Raw genomic sequence first — 17758 nt, forward strand, 5'->3', positions numbered from 1 at the left:
GCCAAGGAAGGCTATTTAATTCTCTTTTCAATGGCTGCAATTATTGCTTTTCCTGATGTTTCAGGAGATTTTGTAGCCATATAAGACGAAAAAATCATGTCGGTCATTCTTTCATAACTTACTATTTCCCACTTAGCCAATGCATGGGACAGTTTGTAGTTGTCATCAGTTAGTGCCCTTATGGAATTTTTTAAGTGTTTATTCTCTTCTGTTAATCGCGCAATTTTTGTATCAATTTCATGTGAGCGATCTAATTCCTTAACCTGTTTCTTGAGGGCAGCTAACCCTGCATATAGTACGCAACAGGATATCCCAAGAGCGAGTACGACTATTTCTAACACACCAACCTCCTTAGTTTTGAGCAGAATACCATGATGTCAGTGCAAGGGGGAGAAAGTCTCCTCATTATCTGATTTGCAATTTACGTGCATATTTAAATATTGCACGTTACAACGTGCATGTGTATGATTGACTTATCAATCACAACACGAGATATGCTCATGAAAAATGATGATGTTAGTGGGAAGGCCAAAGGCGGTAAGGCACGCGCGGCAAAAATGACAGCAGAGCAAAGAAAAGAATCCTCAAGAAAGGCTGTTGCCGCAAAAAAAGAAAAAGCTTTATTGCCCGTATCTGCGAATGAGGGAAAGTTAAAGATCGGTGATGCGGAATTAGATGTCGCGGTTCTCGAAAATGGACGGCGTATCATATCACAAGCTTCTGTTTTTAAAGCATTTGGCCGACCACAAAGAGGGGGTAGAGCACCTCAAGAAGAGGGGGCGATCAATATGCCCGCTTTTATGGATGCTGCAAACCTTAAAAAATATATAAATCAAGATGTTATGGATGTGATCAATAAGGTCAAATACAAGACGATTACTGGCTCCGTCCAAGAAGGTTATGACGCATCCATAATACCTCTTGTTTGCGATGTTTATTTAAAGGCAAGAGAGGCAGGCGCTATCACCAGGCCAAACCAGTTAGAGACAGCCAAGAAAGCTGAAATTCTGGTGCGCTCATTAGCTAAAGTCGGAATAATAGCGCTTGTTGATGAAGCGACGGGGTACCAGCGAGATAGAGAAAAAGATGCGCTCGCCAAAATACTCGAGGCCTTTGTCGCAAAGGAAATTCAACCTTATATTACAACATTTCCGGCTGATTATTATGAAGAGCTTTTCAGGTTAAGGGGCTTAGAATACCCGCCGGAAAATCCCCGCTTCCGCCCTCAGTATTTTGGCGTTTTGACAAATGATATCGTCTACAAGCGATTGGCACCAAACATCCTTGAGGAGCTTAAAAAGCAGAACGTAAAGGCTTCAAAAGGTACAAAGTTGTTTCAGGGGCTGACGCCAAATATTGGATATCAAAAATTAAGAGAGCATCTGTCATCAACCGTTACGATTATGAAGCTATCTAACGACTATTCAGATTTTATTGCAAAAATGAATCGCCTGCATCCAAGGTTTGAGGATGTGAAAACAGACGAACTGGATGATTCAGACAAGTAACAGTAACCCACCGTCAGGTGGGTTTTTTGTACAAATCCTTCAGCGTATCAAACACCATCTTCTTAACAAGCTCTGACTGCTCATCAGCGAGTCGTTCTGCATCGTCGCGATATCCAGTCACAGGCGATGGTTTTGATAGAGCATCTTGGACGATTTGTAACAACTCGGAGTTCATTGATCTCCCATTCGCCTCCGCCCTGAATTTTAATTTCTCCCTTACTTCCATAGGCATACGGAAGTTAAAGTGCGGATCATCTCTAGCCATGCCATCACTCCAAGTTAGTGTATTGACATGATAGAAGCACTCTACTATATTCTCAATAGGTCCACGGTGGACCTATATTGTGAGGTGAATATGAAAGGAATGAGCAAGATGCCGCAGTTCAATTTGCGGTGGCCTAAAGAAGTATTGGATTTGGTACGCAAGGTGGCGGAAGAGAATGGTCGGTCTGTTAACTCTGAGATTTATCAGAGAGTAATGGAAAGCTTTAAGAAGGAAGGGCGCATTGGCGCGTAAAGTTGAAGCCCCAACTGCGGGAACAGTCAGGGCTTCGGTATCAACAAATCGGATTAGGAAATATTGACATGAAAAGTATAGCAAAGGCACAAAACGATTTCACCATCTTCAAATTCGGCGACAGTGAAATCCGCGTCATCAACAAATGCGGTGAGCCGTGGTTTGTAGCAAAAGATGTTTGTGATGCTTTAACCCTGACTAACTCACGCAAGGCGCTTACTGCACTTGATGACGATGAAAAGGGAGTAACTTTAAGTTACACCCTTGGTGGTGAGCAGAATCTAAGCATTGTTAGCGAATCAGGTATGTATACATTGGTTCTGCGCTGCCGCGATGCTGTCAATAAAGGTTCGGTCCCGCACAAATTCCGCAAGTGGGTAACAGCAGAAGTTCTACCTTCAATTCGCAAACATGGCGAGTATGTGAAAGGCAAGAAAACCACTGTTGAGGAAAGAACGCCGCTACGCGATGCAGTAAACATGCTGGTAGGAAAGAAAGGACTTCGCTATGACGATGCATACAATATGGTTCATCAGCGTTTTGGTATTGACAGCATTGATGAACTTTCAATTGAACAAATCCCGCTGGCCGTAGAGTACATCCACAGGGTAGTGCTTGAAGGCGAGTTTATCGGCAAACAAGAGAAGAAAGCAAATGAGCTTTCTGCAAAAGAAGCAAACAGCCTTGTATGGCTATGGGATTATGCTAACCGTTCACAGGCATTATTCCGCGAACTGTATCCGGCATTAAAACAAATTCAATCGAACTATTCCGGCAGATGCTACGACTACGGTCATGAGTTCTCGTATGTTATCGGAATGGCGAGGGACGTTTTAATTAATCACACACGAGATGTTGATATCAGTGAGCCAGACGGACCAACGAATCTTTCCGCATGGATGAGACTTAAGAATAAAGAATTACCTCCTTCAGTACATAACTACTGACAGATAACCAACGCAACGACCCAGCTTCGGCTGGGTTTTTTTATGCCCAAAATTCACCGTAGTCATGCTGCGGCGATTCCTTGTATCTGGAGCAAATTAAATGACAGATTCAATAAATGCCAATGTTGTAGTGAGTATGCCTTCGCAACTCTTCACTATGGCGCGTTCTTTTAAAGCCGTTGCCAATGGCAAAATTTATATCGGTAAAATTGACACTGACCCGGTAAATCCTGATAACCAGATTCAGGTTTATGTGGAGAACGAAGACGGCTCTCACGTTCCTGTTTCGCAGCCAATCATCATTAACGCTGCTGGATATCCTGTATATAACGGACAGATTGCCAAGTTTGTAACTGTGCAAGGCCATTCTATGGCTGTTTATGATGCGTACGGTGCGCAGCAGTTCTATTTTCCTAATGTGCTGAAGTATGACCCGGATCAGTTAAGGCAAGAACTTTTAAGTTCAGATGATGGGCTTGGTGATTCATTAATCACAGTAAAACAACCTTTAATTAATTCTACAAAACGAACACAGCATGATAAAAATGCAGAGAATATTAGTATTCTTGATTTTGTAAAACATGAAGATGTTAGCGACATTGTTAATGGCAATATTGACGCAACACACATATTTTCCTATGCATCTTCAGTTTCACCTGATGGTGTTTATGTTCCACAAGGTACTTATTTAATTGAGGGCTATATTAATGGAAAATTTTATGGCCCTGGTAAAATAATACAAAGTAAAGGAGATGAACCTATTCCATTTGCAAATCCTGCTCAGACAATTGGAAATGTTTTTTTGGGTTTTGATGCTGGCAAGCTATATAATGGAAATGATATATCTGGGCAAGTTGTTGCGATTGGACCAAGTGCTGGAAGAAACATTAGCACGGGCAATAACATTACAGCAATTGGGACAGGTGTATTATCAGGTGATACCCTTCAAGACGATCTCACAGATACATCGCCATGCACTGGCACTGAGATTGTAGCAATTGGTGTGAATGCGTGCAAAAAAGCAACCACAGCTAGTAACATAATTGGAATTGGGCGCGATGCCCTAAATGAAAATAAAGAAGGAAATTTTAATGTTGCAGTAGGATCAAGTGCATTACAACAACTTCATACTGGTAGTGGTAATGTTGCAATAGGTCGAGCGGCTGGAATGCGAGCTGGAATTGTTACAGACCAATCAGGCAAAAGGTTGTCTTATAACATTCTAAATAATAACACATTTATAGGCAATGCATCCGGAAGGGAGATTACAAATGGAGATAACAATACATATATTGGTAGCGGCTCAGGAAGAGGGATTTCTTCTATAGATAACCCTTATACAGGCACATCTACAGGTATGAATAATGTCGCAGTAGGAGCCGACTCACTTAATTCTATTGGTTCAGCAAGTAATAATGTAATGCTTGGATATAGATCTGGTAGATCGTTAAGCTCTGGAACAGGTAATATATTTATCGGAAACAATGCTGGTTCGGCAATTTCTTCAGGTGACAACCAATTAATAATTGCTAATCAGAGCGGGCTCCCTTTTTTGAGTGGGTTGATGGGACCTGTTTCTGATGAGAATAATTATGCTCGTTTTGATGCGTCGGTACAACCAGCAACAGATAACGCTAGAAATTGCGGTTCAGCATCCAGAAGGTGGAATACAATATTTGCTGGCACTTCAACGATTAACACATCGGATGGTCGAGTTAAGACTGATAAAAGACCGATTACTGATGCAGAGAGACGTGTTGCATATAAAATAAAGGGTTTGGTTTGTTGTTTTAGATTTATAGATTCAGTAATTGAAAAAGGAGAAAGTGCTAGATTACATTTTGGCATTATTGCCCAAGATGTATATAAAGCATTTGCTGAAGAAGGGCTTGATGCAAACGACTATGGTCTTTTTTGCTATGATAAATGGGAAACTGAATACGAACCAGTAATTGCTAAAAAGATAATTTTTGACGAAGAATCCGGTGATGAAAAATTAATTGAATATGATACTGGAGAACGCAGAATATCTATAGAAGGGGGTGAGCGATATGGAATAAGATATGAAGAATTATTATGTTTTATAATATCTGCAATATAATGTTGTTTAAATAAGTGTTAGACACAAAGCTTTGCACTTGAATGCAATGCTTTGTGCCATTCGATATTTAAGGTGGATTACTCCACCTTCTCATCAATCCAGTCCGCCCACCACTGCATCATTTCTCTGCGCTTATCGTGGCAGATGCCTCACTATCACACGGTGATGGTTCATTACTGGTTTGCATAATGGATAGAGAACTGCGGATAAAAGATATCCCAAAACCCCAAAATCTCATCTTTAGGATTTGCAGAAAGGGAGGCGTGAACAAATACCTGCGCATGAAAGCGGAACTAGTCCAGATGTGATGTTTGTGGTGATCACATACATCATTAACGATGCTCGTTATGGTGAGTTTGATGACTACCCGCTGAAGTGAAAATTGTGTTGTGTACCAAATTGCGTACCAAACTAAAATCACAAATCATGAAACCCTTGTTCATGGCGGTTCTCAGGGGTATTGCGCGTAATCGTGAAACAAAAAGGTAGATTGTGGCTTACCGTCATTCATCATTAGGTTAAATCCGTTATTTCTGCTGTCTGCCAGAGTATCAAATATCACCGTGCTAATCAGCTTTAGCGCGACAATTTGACAGCGAGTGGCAACAGATCATGTCAGATGAAAATGAGAGGGTAGTCACATTTTCTTGCACTTTATTCCAGCCAGTTCATAAGTATTTCCGTAAAAAGAACAGCTATTTGAAACTCCTGAGGGTTTGCTGTTGAAACGCCGTCTTATTATTGCTGCTTCTTTGTTCGTTTTTAACTTATCGTCTGGTTTTGCGGCGGAAAACATTCCTTTTTCACCTCAGCCTCCTGAGATTCATGCCGGCTCCTGGGTATTGATGGATTACACCACCGGTCAGATCCTCACCGCGGGTAATGAGCATCAACAGCGCAATCCCGCCAGCCTGACAAAGCTGATGACGGGTTATGTCGTGGATCGCGCTATCGATAGTCATCGCATTACGCCAGACGATATTGTCACCGTGGGGCGCGATGCGTGGGCGAAAGATAATCCGGTGTTTGTCGGTTCTTCACTGATGTTTTTGAAAGAGGGCGATCGCGTATCGGTACGTGATTTAAGCCGTGGTTTAATTGTGGATTCCGGAAATGACGCTTGTGTTGCACTGGCTGACTATATTGCCGGTGGGCAACGGCAGTTTGTTGAAATGATGAACAACTATGCCGAGAAGCTGCATCTCAAGGATACGCATTTTGAAACAGTGCATGGTCTGGATGCACCTGGCCAGCATAGCTCGGCTTATGATTTAGCTGTGCTTTCTCGCGCTATCATCCACTGCGAGCCCGAGTTTTATCATATGTACAGTGAGAAAAGCCTCACCTGGAACGGTATCACCCAGCAAAACCGTAACGGGTTATTGTGGGATAAAACCATGAATGTTGACGGCCTGAAAACGGGTCATACTTCTGGTGCCGGGTTTAATCTCATTGCTTCGGCTGTAGATGGGCAGCGTCGTCTCATTGCAGTGGTAATGGGGGCTGACAGTGCAAAAGGTCGTGAGGAAGAGGCAAGAAAATTACTGCGTTGGGGGCAACAAAACTTTACTACGGTGCAAATTTTGCATCGTGGGAAAAAGGTCGGTACGGAACGCATCTGGTATGGCGATAAAGAAAATATCGCCCTGGGAACGGAACAAGAGTTCTGGATGGTGCTACCGAAAGCCGAAATTCCACATATCAAAGCCAAATATACCCTTGATGGTAAAGAACTCACTGCGCCAATTAGCGCCCATCAGCGGGTAGGGGAAATTGAACTTTACGACCGTGATAAACAGGTGGCGCACTGGCCGCTGGTTACCCTGGAATCTGTCGGGGAAGGCAGCATGTTTTCCCGCCTGAGTGATTATTTCCACCATAAGGCTTGACCTTTCTTTTGCAGCAGACTGGCAGGAGTGCGAGTCTGCTCGCATAATCAACACTCATTCCTTGTGGTTTTAATATTGCAGATATACTGTATATAAAAACAGTATTAATGGAGGCGTCATGAACTACGAGATTAAGCAGGAAGATAAACGTACCGTTGCAGGTTTCCATCTCGTTGGCCCGTGGGAACAGACGGTACAGAAAGGTTTTGAGCAGTTGATGATGTGGGTAGATAGCAAAAATATTGTGCCGAAGGAGTGGGTTGCTGTCTATTACGACAATCCAGATGAAACACCCGCCGAAAAATTACGCTGCGACACCGTCGTGACGGTGCCGAATAACTTTACGCTCCCTGAAAACAGTGAGGGCGTCATTCTGACAGAAATTTCAGGTGGTCAGTATGCGGTGGCGGTGGCTCGTGTAGTCGGTGATGATTTTGCTAAACCCTGGTATCAATTCTTTAATAGCCTCTTGCAGGACAGTGCTTATGAAATGTTACCAAAGCCCTGCTTCGAGGTTTACTTGAACAATGGCGCGGAAGATGGGTACTGGGACATCGAAATGTATGTTGCGGTGCAGCCAAAACATCACTAATTCATCTCAGGGCGGTGTGTTGACGCGAAGACCACTCTTTTTTTGAAAGCGAAAAGAGTAAGATGCGCCTTTCAAATTTTTCGCTCCTGCCGGGAAATTACACCGTTCCCGGTATGTCCGTCGGATAACTCAGAGGCGCGCCTTCTGGCCGACAGATGTGTTATGAGCGCTTTTAATCTTCATTACGGAGTTTCTGCGTGCGTGCCGATAAGTCATTAAGCCCGTTTGAAATCCGGGTATACCGCCATTACCGCATTGTGCATGGTACTCGGGTCGCGCTGGCATTCCTGCTCACTTTTCTCATTATCCGCCTGTTTACTATCCCGGAAAGCACCTGGCCGCTGGTCACCATGGTGGTGATTATGGGGCCAATCTCGTTCTGGGGGAACGTTGTCCCTCGTGCCTTCGAACGTATTGGCGGTACGGTGTTGGGGTCGATTTTAGGTCTTATCGCTCTACAACTGGAGTTAATCTCGTTACCGCTGATGTTAGTCTGGTGCGCGGCGGCCATGTTCCTTTGCGGTTGGCTGGCGCTGGGTAAGAAACCGTATCAAGGTTTATTGATTGGGGTGACGCTGGCAATTGTTGTTGGTTCCCCGACAGGTGAAATTGATACGGCGTTATGGCGAAGCGGCGATGTGATCCTCGGCTCTTTACTGGCAATGTTGTTTACCGGTATCTGGCCACAACGGGCGTTCATCCACTGGCGCATTCAACTGGCAAAAAGTCTGACCGAGTATAATCGGGTCTATCAATCTGCATTCTCACCGAACTTACTCGAACGCCCGCGTCTGGAAAGCCATCTACAAAAACTCCTGACCGATGCCGTGAAAATGCGTGGGCTGATTGCGCCCGCCAGCAAAGAAACTCGTATTCCAAAATCGATATATGAAGGTATCCAGACCATTAACCGCAATCTGGTTTGTATGCTGGAGTTGCAAATCAATGCATACTGGGCCACGCGCCCCAGCCATTTCGTGTTATTGAACGCGCAAAAACTTCGTGATACCCAGCATATGATGCAGCAAATACTGCTGAGCCTTGTTCATGCGCTGTACGAAGGTAATCCGCAGCCGGTTTTTGCCAATACGGAAAAATTGAACGATGCTGTGGAAGAGCTGCGTCTGTTGCTTAATAACCACCATGACCTGAAGGTTGTGGAAACACCAATCTATGGTTATGTGTGGCTGAACATGGAAACGGCGCATCAGCTTGAGTTGCTATCGAATCTGATTTGCCGGGCCTTGCGCAAATAATTCCTGAACTTCAGAATCATCTTGCTGCTGCTTCGATTCAGCAAGGATAAAGGGTATGATAGTGAAAAGGGATAAAAGCATTGTCATCTGCGGCAGCTATGAGTAATGTTGGCCCTATCGAATAGCGGTTGCTTAAACGAATCCGACTCTCACATTATCAGGGGTATAAAAATGGAAACTACCAAGCCTTCATTCCAGGACGTACTGGAATTTGTTCGTCTGTTCCGTCGTAAGAACAAACTGCAACGTGAAATTCAGGACGTTGAGAAAAAGATCCGTGACAATCAGAAGCGCGTCCTGCTGCTGGACAACCTGAGTGATTACATCAAGCCGGGGATGAGCGTTGAAGCAATCCAGGGCATCATCGCCAGCATGAAAGGTGACTATGAAGATCGTGTTGACGATTACATCATCAAAAATGCCGAGCTCTCCAAAGAACGCCGCGATATCTCCAAAAAGCTGAAAGCTATGGGCGAAATGAAAAACGGCGAAGCGAAGTAATTCCTGTTTTATTCAATGAGGGTTGCCCGGCAACCCTCATTGCTCATTGTTTCTTTTCTGTGTATCACCGTCATCATTCCCATCTGATAACCTATTGAAATTAGCGACAGCCTTCTTCTGTATGCAGCAAGGCAAAAAGTTCTGCAACTCCATTGTTATTAACCGCACTGGTTACTAACACATTGTGCGCTCCAGCTTCCCGTAACCAACTTTTCACCAAAGATATTTGTTCCATGCTGGCTAAATCTGCTTTGGTGACTACTCCAATGACCGGGCGATTCATTGACGAGGTAAAGCCTGGCGAAAAAGGGGACCACGGTGCGTCCGCATTAAGCACCAGGGCGATAATGTCCGCTTCGCAGGCGCTGACCAACAGAGCACTGTAGAGGCTGCGGTTTTCGAGGTATTCGCCTGGTGTATCAATGGTGGTCGGGGACCAGACGATTGCCTGCGTTTTCTGATAATGAATATTTTCGCCACGCAGACATTGCGTGAGTGACGTTTTTCCGCACTGGCTGGGGCCGATGAGCATCATACGTTGCATAACGTCAGGTCCGCGTAATGGGGCAGGCGGTAAAGCGCATCATTTCACCCAGCGTACGGGTAACCTGGCTAAGTGCATATTCAATGGCAGAAACATCACCAGTCAGCACTACGGCACCGGTAAAACGATCAAGAAAACCGATCTCTACAGCGCCTGATTTTGTGGCGATATCACATGCGATGATAGATGCTTCGCTGGGGGTAATTGTCAGAATGCCAATAGCAGAAACGGTGTCTGGTAAACCCAATTTCTTAAACAGATCCTTCCCTGGATTGGCGATGACATGTGCCAGCGTGACCTGCTTACCAGGGACATATTCCTGAATCATCCGTTCAGTTGTGTGCTGAGTTGTCATTATCCCTCCACCATCTGACGCCACATGGCTTCATGTGGACGGGCAATCACCGACCGATAGACCAACAAACCTTTTTCTCCCGCACGCTCGCTGGCGACAGAGACCGCGTTATTAACATCTGAAATATCGCCAGCAACCACCATGTAGCATTTACCGCCAATGCCAAAAGCCATATGCACGCGAACAAGAATGACATTCGCAGCTTTGACAGCACAATCGGCAGCGTCAATGCAGGCGGCGACACTCCAGGTTTCGACTACGCCGACAGCCCGGTGCTGTTCAACTTGGTTCAGTCCGCTGGTTGCAGAAAGGAGGCTGGGATGAATATTCGGCAGGACAAGACTGTCGACCAGCATTTCACCAGCAAGGGAAGCACCGCTGTTGATGGCCTGTTGCACCGCGCCCACATCGCCACCGAGCATCAGCAGAAATTTTCCGGGGCATAGCGTTTTGCTGACCAGTAACTCAACGTTGGCGCTTTTCAGCATGGCGTCGCCGGTTTCCATCCCTTTCGCGATACTGCTAAGTTCTAAAATACCTACCGCTTTCGACATCGTTAACCTCTCACAAGCGTAATCGCGTTTTCTGTCACATCGCTGACCATGCCATCAATACTGGCATGAATGGGGGCACCTAATGTGCCGTGTGGAATTTGACCTACACATTGCCCATGAACGACGCGATCGCCTTTTTGTACACACGCAATTGCGCTGGCACCGATGTGCTGGCGTAACAATAACGTCACTTTTTCGGTCTGAGGCACCTGTTCAGACAATGGCGCATCCTGATACCACGGGGTTAAGCCAAGTCTGGTTACCAGCCGTTTTACGGGAATCAGTCGATAATTTGCCATGGGATCTGCAGGATTTAAGGTACCTTCGTAACGGAGATTTTGTGCGCGTAATTCTTGCTTAAGCAGGCGGTTTATGCGCATTGGTGAAATTCCTACCGGACAGGCGACGCTGGCGCAGACGTTGCACTCCGAACAGGTGAGCGCCGTCAGTAACAGTTGTGGCGTAGCGAGCTGTTGGTAGTTAACCGCACGTACTAATAAATGGGGTGCCAGTTCGTGACCGATTAAATGACGTGGGCAGAGATCGGTACACAAGCGGCATTGCTCACAAACAGTTTTCGCGACGGCAAGTACGCTGCGGTCATTCTGCATTCGACGTTGGATCAGTGAATGAGAGTTGGGTAAAACCAGCAAGCCGCCAGTGGTTTTGCTGACTGGTGTGTCGAGCGATGTGATCAAACTTCCCATCATCGGCCCGCCATTGATAAAACCAGGAGCATCCACTGTTGCGCCGCCCGCCAGCGCCAGGACTTCACGTAAAGACATGCCGATGGGGACGGTTACCGTTATTGGTTTCGCCACTGCACCATTAACGGTGAGTGTGCGGCGCGTCACTGGATACTGTTGCTCGACGGCTCTGGCAATATTAAGTACGGTTTGAACATTATTGACCACCACACCGACGTTAACGGGTAATGCAGCGGGTGGAACACGGCGACCAGTTGCCATCCAGATGGTCAGCACTTCGTCTCCTGCGGGGTAAACGTCGGGCAAAATATGCAGGCGGATATCCGGTGGTAACAGTGGTGTGAGTGCGTTTATTGCCCGTTGATATTTCTCTTTCAGCGCGATGATTCCGCTACTGGCCCCGGTGGCTTTCATCGCATAGTGAACACCGCGAAGCAGGCGGCTGGCTTGCTGCGCCATTAACTGTTGATCCACTTTCAACATTGGTTCGCATTCCGCCGCATTCACCAGGAACGTGTCAACACGCGCTTGTAGCTTAATATGGGTTGGGAAACCTGCGCCGCCAGCACCCACGACACCAGCTGCCTGTACTCGCTCGCGGATGGTCTGGTCGTCGCAGGAGGTTAACTCGACGTTCATAACAACTCCTCGAGCAGTTCTGCAATAGCGGTGGCATCAGCCGTACGCGGGTTGGTACGCAACGTTGCATCCGCCAGTGCCGCCTGAACCATATCTGGTATGCGTATTGACCATTCTGCTTTTTTTTCTTTCAGCACATTGGTAAGAGTCGGTAGCTTACAGGTTGTTTTAAGCTGTTCAATATGTTGAATAAGTATATTCAGGCTGGCGGTGTCATTGGCGTTGTCCGGGCATAAATGGCACGTTTTCGCCAGCCGGGCGTAGCGTTTGGCAGCGCGCGGATCGCCAGCATTAAAGCGGATAACCGCCGTGAGCAGGAGCGCATTCGCCAGGCCGTGTGGCAGATGAAACTGTCCGCCGAGTTGATGAGCAATTGCATGGTTTAATCCCAGTCCAGCCTGGCTAAAGGCCATTCCTGCAAGTGTCGATGCATTATGCATTTTGCCACGGGTGGCGAGACAATCGCCTTTCTTCACTGCAGTGGGCAGGTATTGAAAAACAATTTGCACGGCTTTTTCGACCAGTGCATCCGTGAAGTCGCTGGCGCGGGGAGAAACATAAGCTTCAAGCGCATGGGTTAAAACATCCATCCCGGTATTGGCCGTTATCGCCGGTGGCACGCTGACGATCAGAGATGGATCAAGGATCGCGATATCCGGATAAAGTGCATTATCGAAAAGGGGATATTTAATCCCTTTCTCAGGATCGCTGATGACACAAGCACTGGTCACTTCGGAACCGGTACCGCTGGTGGTAGGAATGGCTACGCAGGTTTCAATTTCAATGCCACACTGGCGACCGAACCAGACAATCGCTTTTGCGGCGTCCAGGGCAGAACCGCCGCCAAAACCGATAACCACATCCGGGCGTAAAGTCTGCATTTGCGCAATGCCTTTCACCACGGTCTGGATAGTTGGGTCGGGCGTTATTTCGCTAAAAATACTAAGACGATTACTGTCGGGCAGCGCCTGATGCAACGTGTTAATGAGTGGTGAGCGTGCCAGAAAGACGTCGCAAATAATCCAGATGTGTTTATGAGAGAAACGGCTAAGTACCTTGAGACTTCCCGGTCCGCTGTATAAACGCGTCTGCAGTGAAAAAGTATTCATTTCCGTTTCTCTAGCGAATTGAAAAGCCGCTGGTTAACACGCAGCGTCGTGAGCGGGCAAAAGTCCGTGCTGACGTTGTCCCTTCTCCGGTCGGTGTTGCAATGGTAAAGGTCGTAAAGCCTTCGCCGCCGACGCCAATACCCGCCCAGGAGGGGCCGTTTTTGACAAAGATTGAGGTTTGCATAACGCGTGCGGCAAGGTTGAGCCGTGAGACGTTCTGCGAGTGCATAATTGCCGTGTGGTGCAAGCCGTCTTCCACTTTCAGCGCCAGGGTGAGAGCGCTATCAAAATCGTTGACCTTCACAATGGGCAGCATTGGCATCAGTTGTTCACAAGTAACCCAACTATCATTGGCGTCGACAACAGCAATCAGTAGGCGCGGCGCTTTTGCGGGCAAAGGGAGGCCTGCCGCTTCCAGCAAGGCTGATGGGCTTTTCCCAACCAGTTTTTTGTTGGCGCTACCGTCTGGCAGGCAAATTGCACGCAATTTCTCCGTTTGCTCATAGTTAAGAAGAAGCGCGCCAAAACTTTGCATCTGCTGAATTAAATAATCTGCCACTGATGCCACGACAATCAGGCTTTTTTCAGCAATACACGGCAGGTTGTAATCAAATGAAGCGCCGTTGATGATGTCCTCGGCGGCTTTCACAATATCCGCCGTTTCATCGACGATGCACGGAGGGTTACCCGCTCCGGCACCAATCACTTTCTTGCCACTTTTCATTCCCATGGCGACGATCCCCGGACCGCCGGTAATCGCCAGAACGCTGATTTTAGGGTGCGCCATCATCTGTTCGGTTGCAGCAAAGGTCGGTTCAGATACGGTAACGATCAGGTTATGAATGCCACTACAACGAAACGCGATGTCTTCGATTGTGGTAATCAGTTTTAACGAAACGTATTTGGCTCCCGGGTGTGGACTGAAGTAGACGCTATTACCTGCTGCCAGCATGCTGATGCTGTTGTTAATGATGGTTTCCGTGGGGTTGGTGCTTGGCGTGACCGAGCCAATAACCCCAAACGGGGAGTATTCAAACAAAACCATGCCACCATCACCGGTTAGTGCAGTGGTGGTTAAATCTTCAATTCCTGGCGTGTTATCAAGTGCCGCTTTGTTTTTTAGGTACTTATCTTCTTTATTTCCCATCCCCGTTTCTTTGGCGCTTTCTTCTGCCAGTTCGGTCAGGCGGGGTATTAATTCTTCGCGAATGGCGCTGATAATGGCGCTACGGGTTTTAAGCGGGCACTGTTGAAAGCGTAAAAAGGCCTGGTGTGCTGCGCAGACCGCTTCATCAACAGTCTGGAAAATAGCGTTTCTTTGCATTCGTTGCGTAGCGGGGGCAAGCTGCTCACGCAGAATATTGCGGATCAGTGTTTCTAATTCAGAGTTATTCATTGGTTTACTCCCACGTTAATTGCCGCCATTGCGCTTTGGGCAATATCCATATCTTGTTCAACGCTACCACCGCTGATGCCAAGCCCCCCGAGCAATATTCCGTCACGCCAGAGGGGGAAGCCGCCACCAAAGGTGACGACTTTGCCTTGCATATGGCTTTCGAGCCCGTAAAGCGGCGCGCCGGGTTGCACGGTATCAGCAAGTTTGTGGGTTGCCGTTTTCATCGCCACGGCAGTCCAGGCTTTTTTCGGTGCCAGTTCACTGCTGACCAACAGGGCATCAGGCATCCGCCAGGTAACACTTTCTGTTCCGTTGGCATCAACAATGCTGATGACAACGGGAATATGCAGTTCATCCGCGCGCATTGCCGCACTACGAATGAGCTGGTGAAGATCCTGAAAAGTGAGCGGCATTGTGCGTTCCTTCAATGCTGGTGTGTGGTTGGCTTTGTGATAACGTTTTGTGATTTCCTGAATTATCAGGTTTTGATGAGCGACGTTGTCTTCCACGCGGGCGAGGGCATACAGGCAATCGGAAAGTCGGTTGATATAGTGCAGCAAAACATTCCGGACGGTGATTTCCGTTGTCAGTTCAACCAGACGTCTTTCAGCACGTCGAGCCACCGTGCGGGCGAAATGCATACGGCTTGCAGCTTCACATCGCCCAGGCAGAATGAAGCTGTGAACTGGGGGGACGGCGTTCATTGCGCTATCGATCGCGTTTTCCAGCGCGGCAATTTCTTCCGTACCGATGTAACGCAGCTGCGCTGACGGCTGTTCGCTTTCACTGGCAAGTTCGGCGCTAAACCAAAATATCTGTTGTTGAATGGCTTCCAGTAAGATGCGATGGCTTTCGATGGCGGTGGCGCAATAACACAGACTGAGTGTCGCGTTCAGTTCATCCAGCGTGCCATAGGTTTCGACACGTAGATGAGTTTTGCTGACGCGCTGTCCGGTAAATAAAGACGTACTTCCTGAATCACCTGTTCGGGTATAAATTGCCATCTTTCAGCTCCTTAGCGCGAAAGCGTATCGACAATGCCGACCACTGCCAGGTCGATGGCCTCGTTAGGGCCGGAAAACACATGTCTGGCGCTGGAACCACTGCTGAGGAGTACCAACTCACCAACGCCTGCGCCGACTGAATCAACGGCAACTTCGTCGCCGGTTAATGGCGTGAGAGGCAGTTCGCCGTCAGCACTGACCCGGCGAACCAGCAGCAGTTTTTTCCCGATCAGAGATGGTGATTTTTGCGTGGATACTACCGCGCCAGTGACTCGAGCCAGATGCATAGGTTACTCCTGCCTGATTAACTGAATATTTCGGGTAATTGCCGCTTCACGAGCCAGTGCGGTCACACAACATTTCCGCTGTAACACCAGTATTCCCGAGCTTAACTGTGCGATATCGGCATAACTTAAAAGTCGATCACGATGAAGGTAGATCGGTTGCCCTTGTTCGTCGCACCAGCTTAGCGGTAGACGGGCGAGAGTCTTCAATTCAATGGCGTTCAGGAAATGACGCTGCAACGACAATTGAATGTGCATTCCCCAGGCTAACGCTTCGTGTATCTGGATTGCTGCTCGATCTGACGTTTCGTTCTCCGCAAGTTGTCGCAGCAGCGGCAGATCGACATATCGGATTTGTAATGACGCATACTGATGAACGCTCTCTTGAACGCTGGCGTCTCGCAGTTGAAAAACAGTCAGCACGAGTGTTTTTCCCGCACGTTGTTTAAGGCGAAAAACCACCTCGTCAACAATACGTTGCATCAGCATGTTATTCATGGCACTGACACCAGTGTGGCAAAAACGTCAGGGCTATCAGCGCCTGCGGCGTTGGCCTCATCGGTATCAATATGCATTTCAAGACGCATATCCGGAGAGACGCGAACAGCGACGTTTTCGAATATCAGTCCTCGCTCATCACCTTCAATGGCAACCGCCACTTTATCGCCATGCGTAACGCCATAAATCAGGGCATCCAGCGGAGACATATGAATATGCCGTTGCGCGACAATGACGCCAGATGTGATCTCCAGTTCCGCAAATGGGCTTATCAAACGAATCCCCGGAGTGCCGCTGAGATCGCCTGACATGCGTAGCGGGGCGGTGATCCCTAACGTTCTGGCGTCCGTCCGGGAAATTTCCACCTGGCTTGCATTGCGTAGCGGCCCCAACAAGCGAACGTTGTGCAATTTGCCTTTTGGTCCCTCCAGCGTAACAACCTGTTCAGCAGCGAATTGGCCAGGTTGCATTAACGGCTTTTTCTCGCTAATCGGTTGTTCAGGAAAAAGACGCAAATAATCCGCTGTTGAAAGATGAATATGGCGACTGGAAACGCCCAGTGGGATAGGGCGCTCGCGCATCTCATCCAGAATCTGGCTCACTGTTTCCTGCAGGGTTTGTTTATCCACTGCTACTCCCCTCGCTTATTGGCGTACAGGCAAAGTGAGCGGGGCTCACCTTTTTGCCGCTGACATGCCGGGTCAAGACACAAATTACAACTGATAATCTCTGAGGTGACGGTTGTTGCTGGTGTTTTGCTTGTTTCAACCGTCACGGTCAATGCTTCAGTTGTGTGGGGCAGAATGCCGTCTCCCGGGCGGGCAATCACTTTGTGTGCGACAAGGCCATTTCGCTGTCCGGCGAAACTGGCTCCCGTCGCGATCGCCGCATTAACCGAGGCGACGTCACCGGTGATTTTGATGAGCGTCCAGCCTGAGCCATTGGTCTTCTCAAGGCCAACCAGCGTGATGGACGCGGCTTTTGCCATAGCGTCTGCGCAACTGATGGCGAGAGCCAGACCACTGACTTCAAGTAATCCCAGTGATTGCTTCACGCTGTGCTCCTTAGCAAATGGGGTTATGCCGATTTAGGTAAAATAGCCTCAACATCACTGTGTGGGCGCGGGATGACATGGCAGGATTTCACTTCGCCAACTGCGCTTGCCGCAGCGCTCCCCGCATCCACGGCGGCCTTTACTGCACCAACATCACCGCGGACCATCACCGTAATCAGACCCGAACCAATCTTTTCATAGCCAACCAGTTGCACGTTGGCGGATTTAACCATGGCATCTGCAGCTTCAATTGCGCCAACTAACCCTTTTGTTTCAACCAGTCCTAGTGCGTTGTTCATACTG

22 protein-coding genes are annotated in these 17758 nt (G+C 47.7%); 8 read left to right on the forward strand and 14 right to left on the reverse strand.

Annotated elements, in window-relative coordinates; translation table 11 throughout:
* Positions 1 to 11: 11 nt before the first annotated feature.
* Positions 12 to 341 carry a hypothetical protein gene (locus ACJHYD_RS03310; protein ID WP_000890120.1) on the reverse strand — a complete coding sequence of 110 codons (330 nt, stop codon included), beginning with the start codon at positions 339 to 341 and terminating at the stop codon, positions 12 to 14.
* A 117-nt stretch (positions 342 to 458) separates the two neighbouring features.
* Here ACJHYD_RS03310 and ACJHYD_RS03315 point away from each other — a divergent pair, with 117 nt between their 5' ends.
* On the forward strand, positions 459 to 1508 hold the full coding sequence (locus ACJHYD_RS03315; protein WP_077791094.1) for a P63C domain-containing protein: 1050 nt from the start codon (positions 459 to 461) through the stop codon (positions 1506 to 1508).
* A 13-nt stretch (positions 1509 to 1521) separates the two neighbouring features.
* Here ACJHYD_RS03315 and ACJHYD_RS03320 read toward each other — a convergent pair whose 3' ends face one another.
* Positions 1522 to 1773, reverse strand: coding sequence for an Arc family DNA-binding protein (locus ACJHYD_RS03320; RefSeq protein ID WP_000090241.1), 252 nt, complete (start codon positions 1771 to 1773; stop codon positions 1522 to 1524).
* 90 nt (positions 1774 to 1863) lie between these two features.
* Between ACJHYD_RS03320 and ACJHYD_RS03325 the strand changes: the two genes are divergently transcribed.
* The 7 genes from ACJHYD_RS03325 to ACJHYD_RS03355 all read left to right on the forward strand — a co-directional run bounded on the left by ACJHYD_RS03325 (position 1864) and on the right by ACJHYD_RS03355 (position 9311).
* Positions 1864 to 2025 (forward strand): Arc family DNA-binding protein, encoded by a 162-nt coding sequence (locus ACJHYD_RS03325; RefSeq protein WP_000677939.1) that lies wholly within the window; start codon positions 1864 to 1866, stop codon positions 2023 to 2025.
* A gap of 68 nt (positions 2026 to 2093) precedes the next feature.
* Positions 2094 to 2972 carry a P22AR C-terminal domain-containing protein gene (locus ACJHYD_RS03330; protein ID WP_195806941.1) on the forward strand — a complete coding sequence of 293 codons (879 nt, stop codon included), beginning with the start codon at positions 2094 to 2096 and terminating at the stop codon, positions 2970 to 2972.
* Between the two features lie 100 nt (positions 2973 to 3072).
* A complete protein-coding gene (locus tag ACJHYD_RS03335) occupies positions 3073 to 5073 on the forward strand; it encodes a phage tailspike protein (protein ID WP_410228808.1) in 2001 nt (666 codons plus the stop codon).
* Positions 5074 to 5795: 722 nt separating this feature from the next.
* A complete protein-coding gene (dacD, locus tag ACJHYD_RS03340; RefSeq protein WP_033547224.1) occupies positions 5796 to 6962 on the forward strand; it encodes a serine-type D-Ala-D-Ala carboxypeptidase DacD in 1167 nt (388 codons plus the stop codon).
* A gap of 118 nt (positions 6963 to 7080) precedes the next feature.
* Positions 7081 to 7554: a DNA gyrase inhibitor SbmC gene (gene sbmC, locus ACJHYD_RS03345; protein WP_001105408.1), complete on the forward strand. Its 474-nt coding sequence runs from the start codon at positions 7081 to 7083 to the stop codon at positions 7552 to 7554.
* Between the two features lie 197 nt (positions 7555 to 7751).
* On the forward strand, positions 7752 to 8810 hold the full coding sequence (locus ACJHYD_RS03350) for an FUSC family protein (RefSeq protein ID WP_001200888.1): 1059 nt from the start codon (positions 7752 to 7754) through the stop codon (positions 8808 to 8810).
* Positions 8811 to 8981: 171 nt separating this feature from the next.
* A complete protein-coding gene (locus tag ACJHYD_RS03355; RefSeq protein ID WP_000450409.1) occupies positions 8982 to 9311 on the forward strand; it encodes a DUF496 family protein in 330 nt (109 codons plus the stop codon).
* A gap of 100 nt (positions 9312 to 9411) precedes the next feature.
* On the opposite strand, the gene ACJHYD_RS03360 is transcribed toward ACJHYD_RS03355, so the two are convergent.
* The 12 genes from ACJHYD_RS03360 to pduJ are packed head-to-tail and all read right to left on the reverse strand — an operon-like array spanning position 9412 to position 17754.
* Positions 9412 to 9855, reverse strand: coding sequence for a EutP/PduV family microcompartment system protein (locus ACJHYD_RS03360; protein ID WP_001578566.1), 444 nt, complete (start codon positions 9853 to 9855; stop codon positions 9412 to 9414).
* 4 nt (positions 9856 to 9859) lie between these two features.
* The gene (pduU, locus tag ACJHYD_RS03365) at positions 9860 to 10210 is read right to left on the reverse strand and encodes a propanediol utilization microcompartment protein PduU (protein ID WP_000211397.1); all 351 of its coding nucleotides are present in this window, start codon (positions 10208 to 10210) and stop codon (positions 9860 to 9862) included.
* The gene (gene pduT / locus ACJHYD_RS03370) at positions 10210 to 10764 is read right to left on the reverse strand and encodes a propanediol utilization microcompartment protein PduT (RefSeq protein ID WP_001578565.1); all 555 of its coding nucleotides are present in this window, start codon (positions 10762 to 10764) and stop codon (positions 10210 to 10212) included. Before pduT ends, pduU begins: the two co-directional genes overlap by 1 nt.
* Before the next feature lie 2 nt (positions 10765 to 10766).
* The gene (locus ACJHYD_RS03375; RefSeq protein WP_001578564.1) at positions 10767 to 12110 is read right to left on the reverse strand and encodes a 4Fe-4S dicluster domain-containing protein; all 1344 of its coding nucleotides are present in this window, start codon (positions 12108 to 12110) and stop codon (positions 10767 to 10769) included.
* On the reverse strand, positions 12107 to 13219 hold the full coding sequence (locus tag ACJHYD_RS03380) for a 1-propanol dehydrogenase PduQ (RefSeq protein ID WP_001590282.1): 1113 nt from the start codon (positions 13217 to 13219) through the stop codon (positions 12107 to 12109). The genes ACJHYD_RS03375 and ACJHYD_RS03380 overlap by 4 nt, the downstream gene beginning before the upstream one ends.
* 10 nt (positions 13220 to 13229) lie before the next feature.
* Positions 13230 to 14615: a CoA-acylating propionaldehyde dehydrogenase PduP gene (pduP, locus tag ACJHYD_RS03385; RefSeq protein WP_001065561.1), complete on the reverse strand. Its 1386-nt coding sequence runs from the start codon at positions 14613 to 14615 to the stop codon at positions 13230 to 13232.
* Positions 14612 to 15619: a two-domain cob(I)yrinic acid a,c-diamide adenosyltransferase PduO gene (pduO, locus tag ACJHYD_RS03390; protein WP_001578561.1), complete on the reverse strand. Its 1008-nt coding sequence runs from the start codon at positions 15617 to 15619 to the stop codon at positions 14612 to 14614. The genes pduP and pduO overlap by 4 nt, the downstream gene beginning before the upstream one ends.
* A gap of 11 nt (positions 15620 to 15630) precedes the next feature.
* Complete coding sequence (gene pduN, locus ACJHYD_RS03395; protein ID WP_000549827.1) at positions 15631 to 15906, reverse strand: propanediol utilization microcompartment protein PduN; 276 nt, start codon at positions 15904 to 15906, stop codon at positions 15631 to 15633.
* A 3-nt stretch (positions 15907 to 15909) separates the two neighbouring features.
* On the reverse strand, positions 15910 to 16401 hold the full coding sequence (gene pduM / locus ACJHYD_RS03400; RefSeq protein WP_001578560.1) for a microcompartment protein PduM: 492 nt from the start codon (positions 16399 to 16401) through the stop codon (positions 15910 to 15912).
* Positions 16398 to 17030 (reverse strand): phosphate propanoyltransferase, encoded by a 633-nt coding sequence (locus ACJHYD_RS03405; protein WP_000361043.1) that lies wholly within the window; start codon positions 17028 to 17030, stop codon positions 16398 to 16400. Before ACJHYD_RS03405 ends, pduM begins: the two co-directional genes overlap by 4 nt.
* A gap of 2 nt (positions 17031 to 17032) precedes the next feature.
* On the reverse strand, positions 17033 to 17482 hold the full coding sequence (locus ACJHYD_RS03410; RefSeq protein ID WP_369761030.1) for a BMC domain-containing protein: 450 nt from the start codon (positions 17480 to 17482) through the stop codon (positions 17033 to 17035).
* Positions 17479 to 17754 (reverse strand): propanediol utilization microcompartment protein PduJ, encoded by a 276-nt coding sequence (pduJ, locus tag ACJHYD_RS03415; RefSeq protein ID WP_001057752.1) that lies wholly within the window; start codon positions 17752 to 17754, stop codon positions 17479 to 17481. The genes ACJHYD_RS03410 and pduJ overlap by 4 nt, the downstream gene beginning before the upstream one ends.
* Positions 17755 to 17758: the final 4 nt, after the last annotated feature.

The sequence above is a fragment of the Escherichia sp. WS1368 genome, assembly GCF_046487485.1.
Lineage (GTDB): Bacteria > Pseudomonadota > Gammaproteobacteria > Enterobacterales > Enterobacteriaceae > Escherichia > Escherichia coli.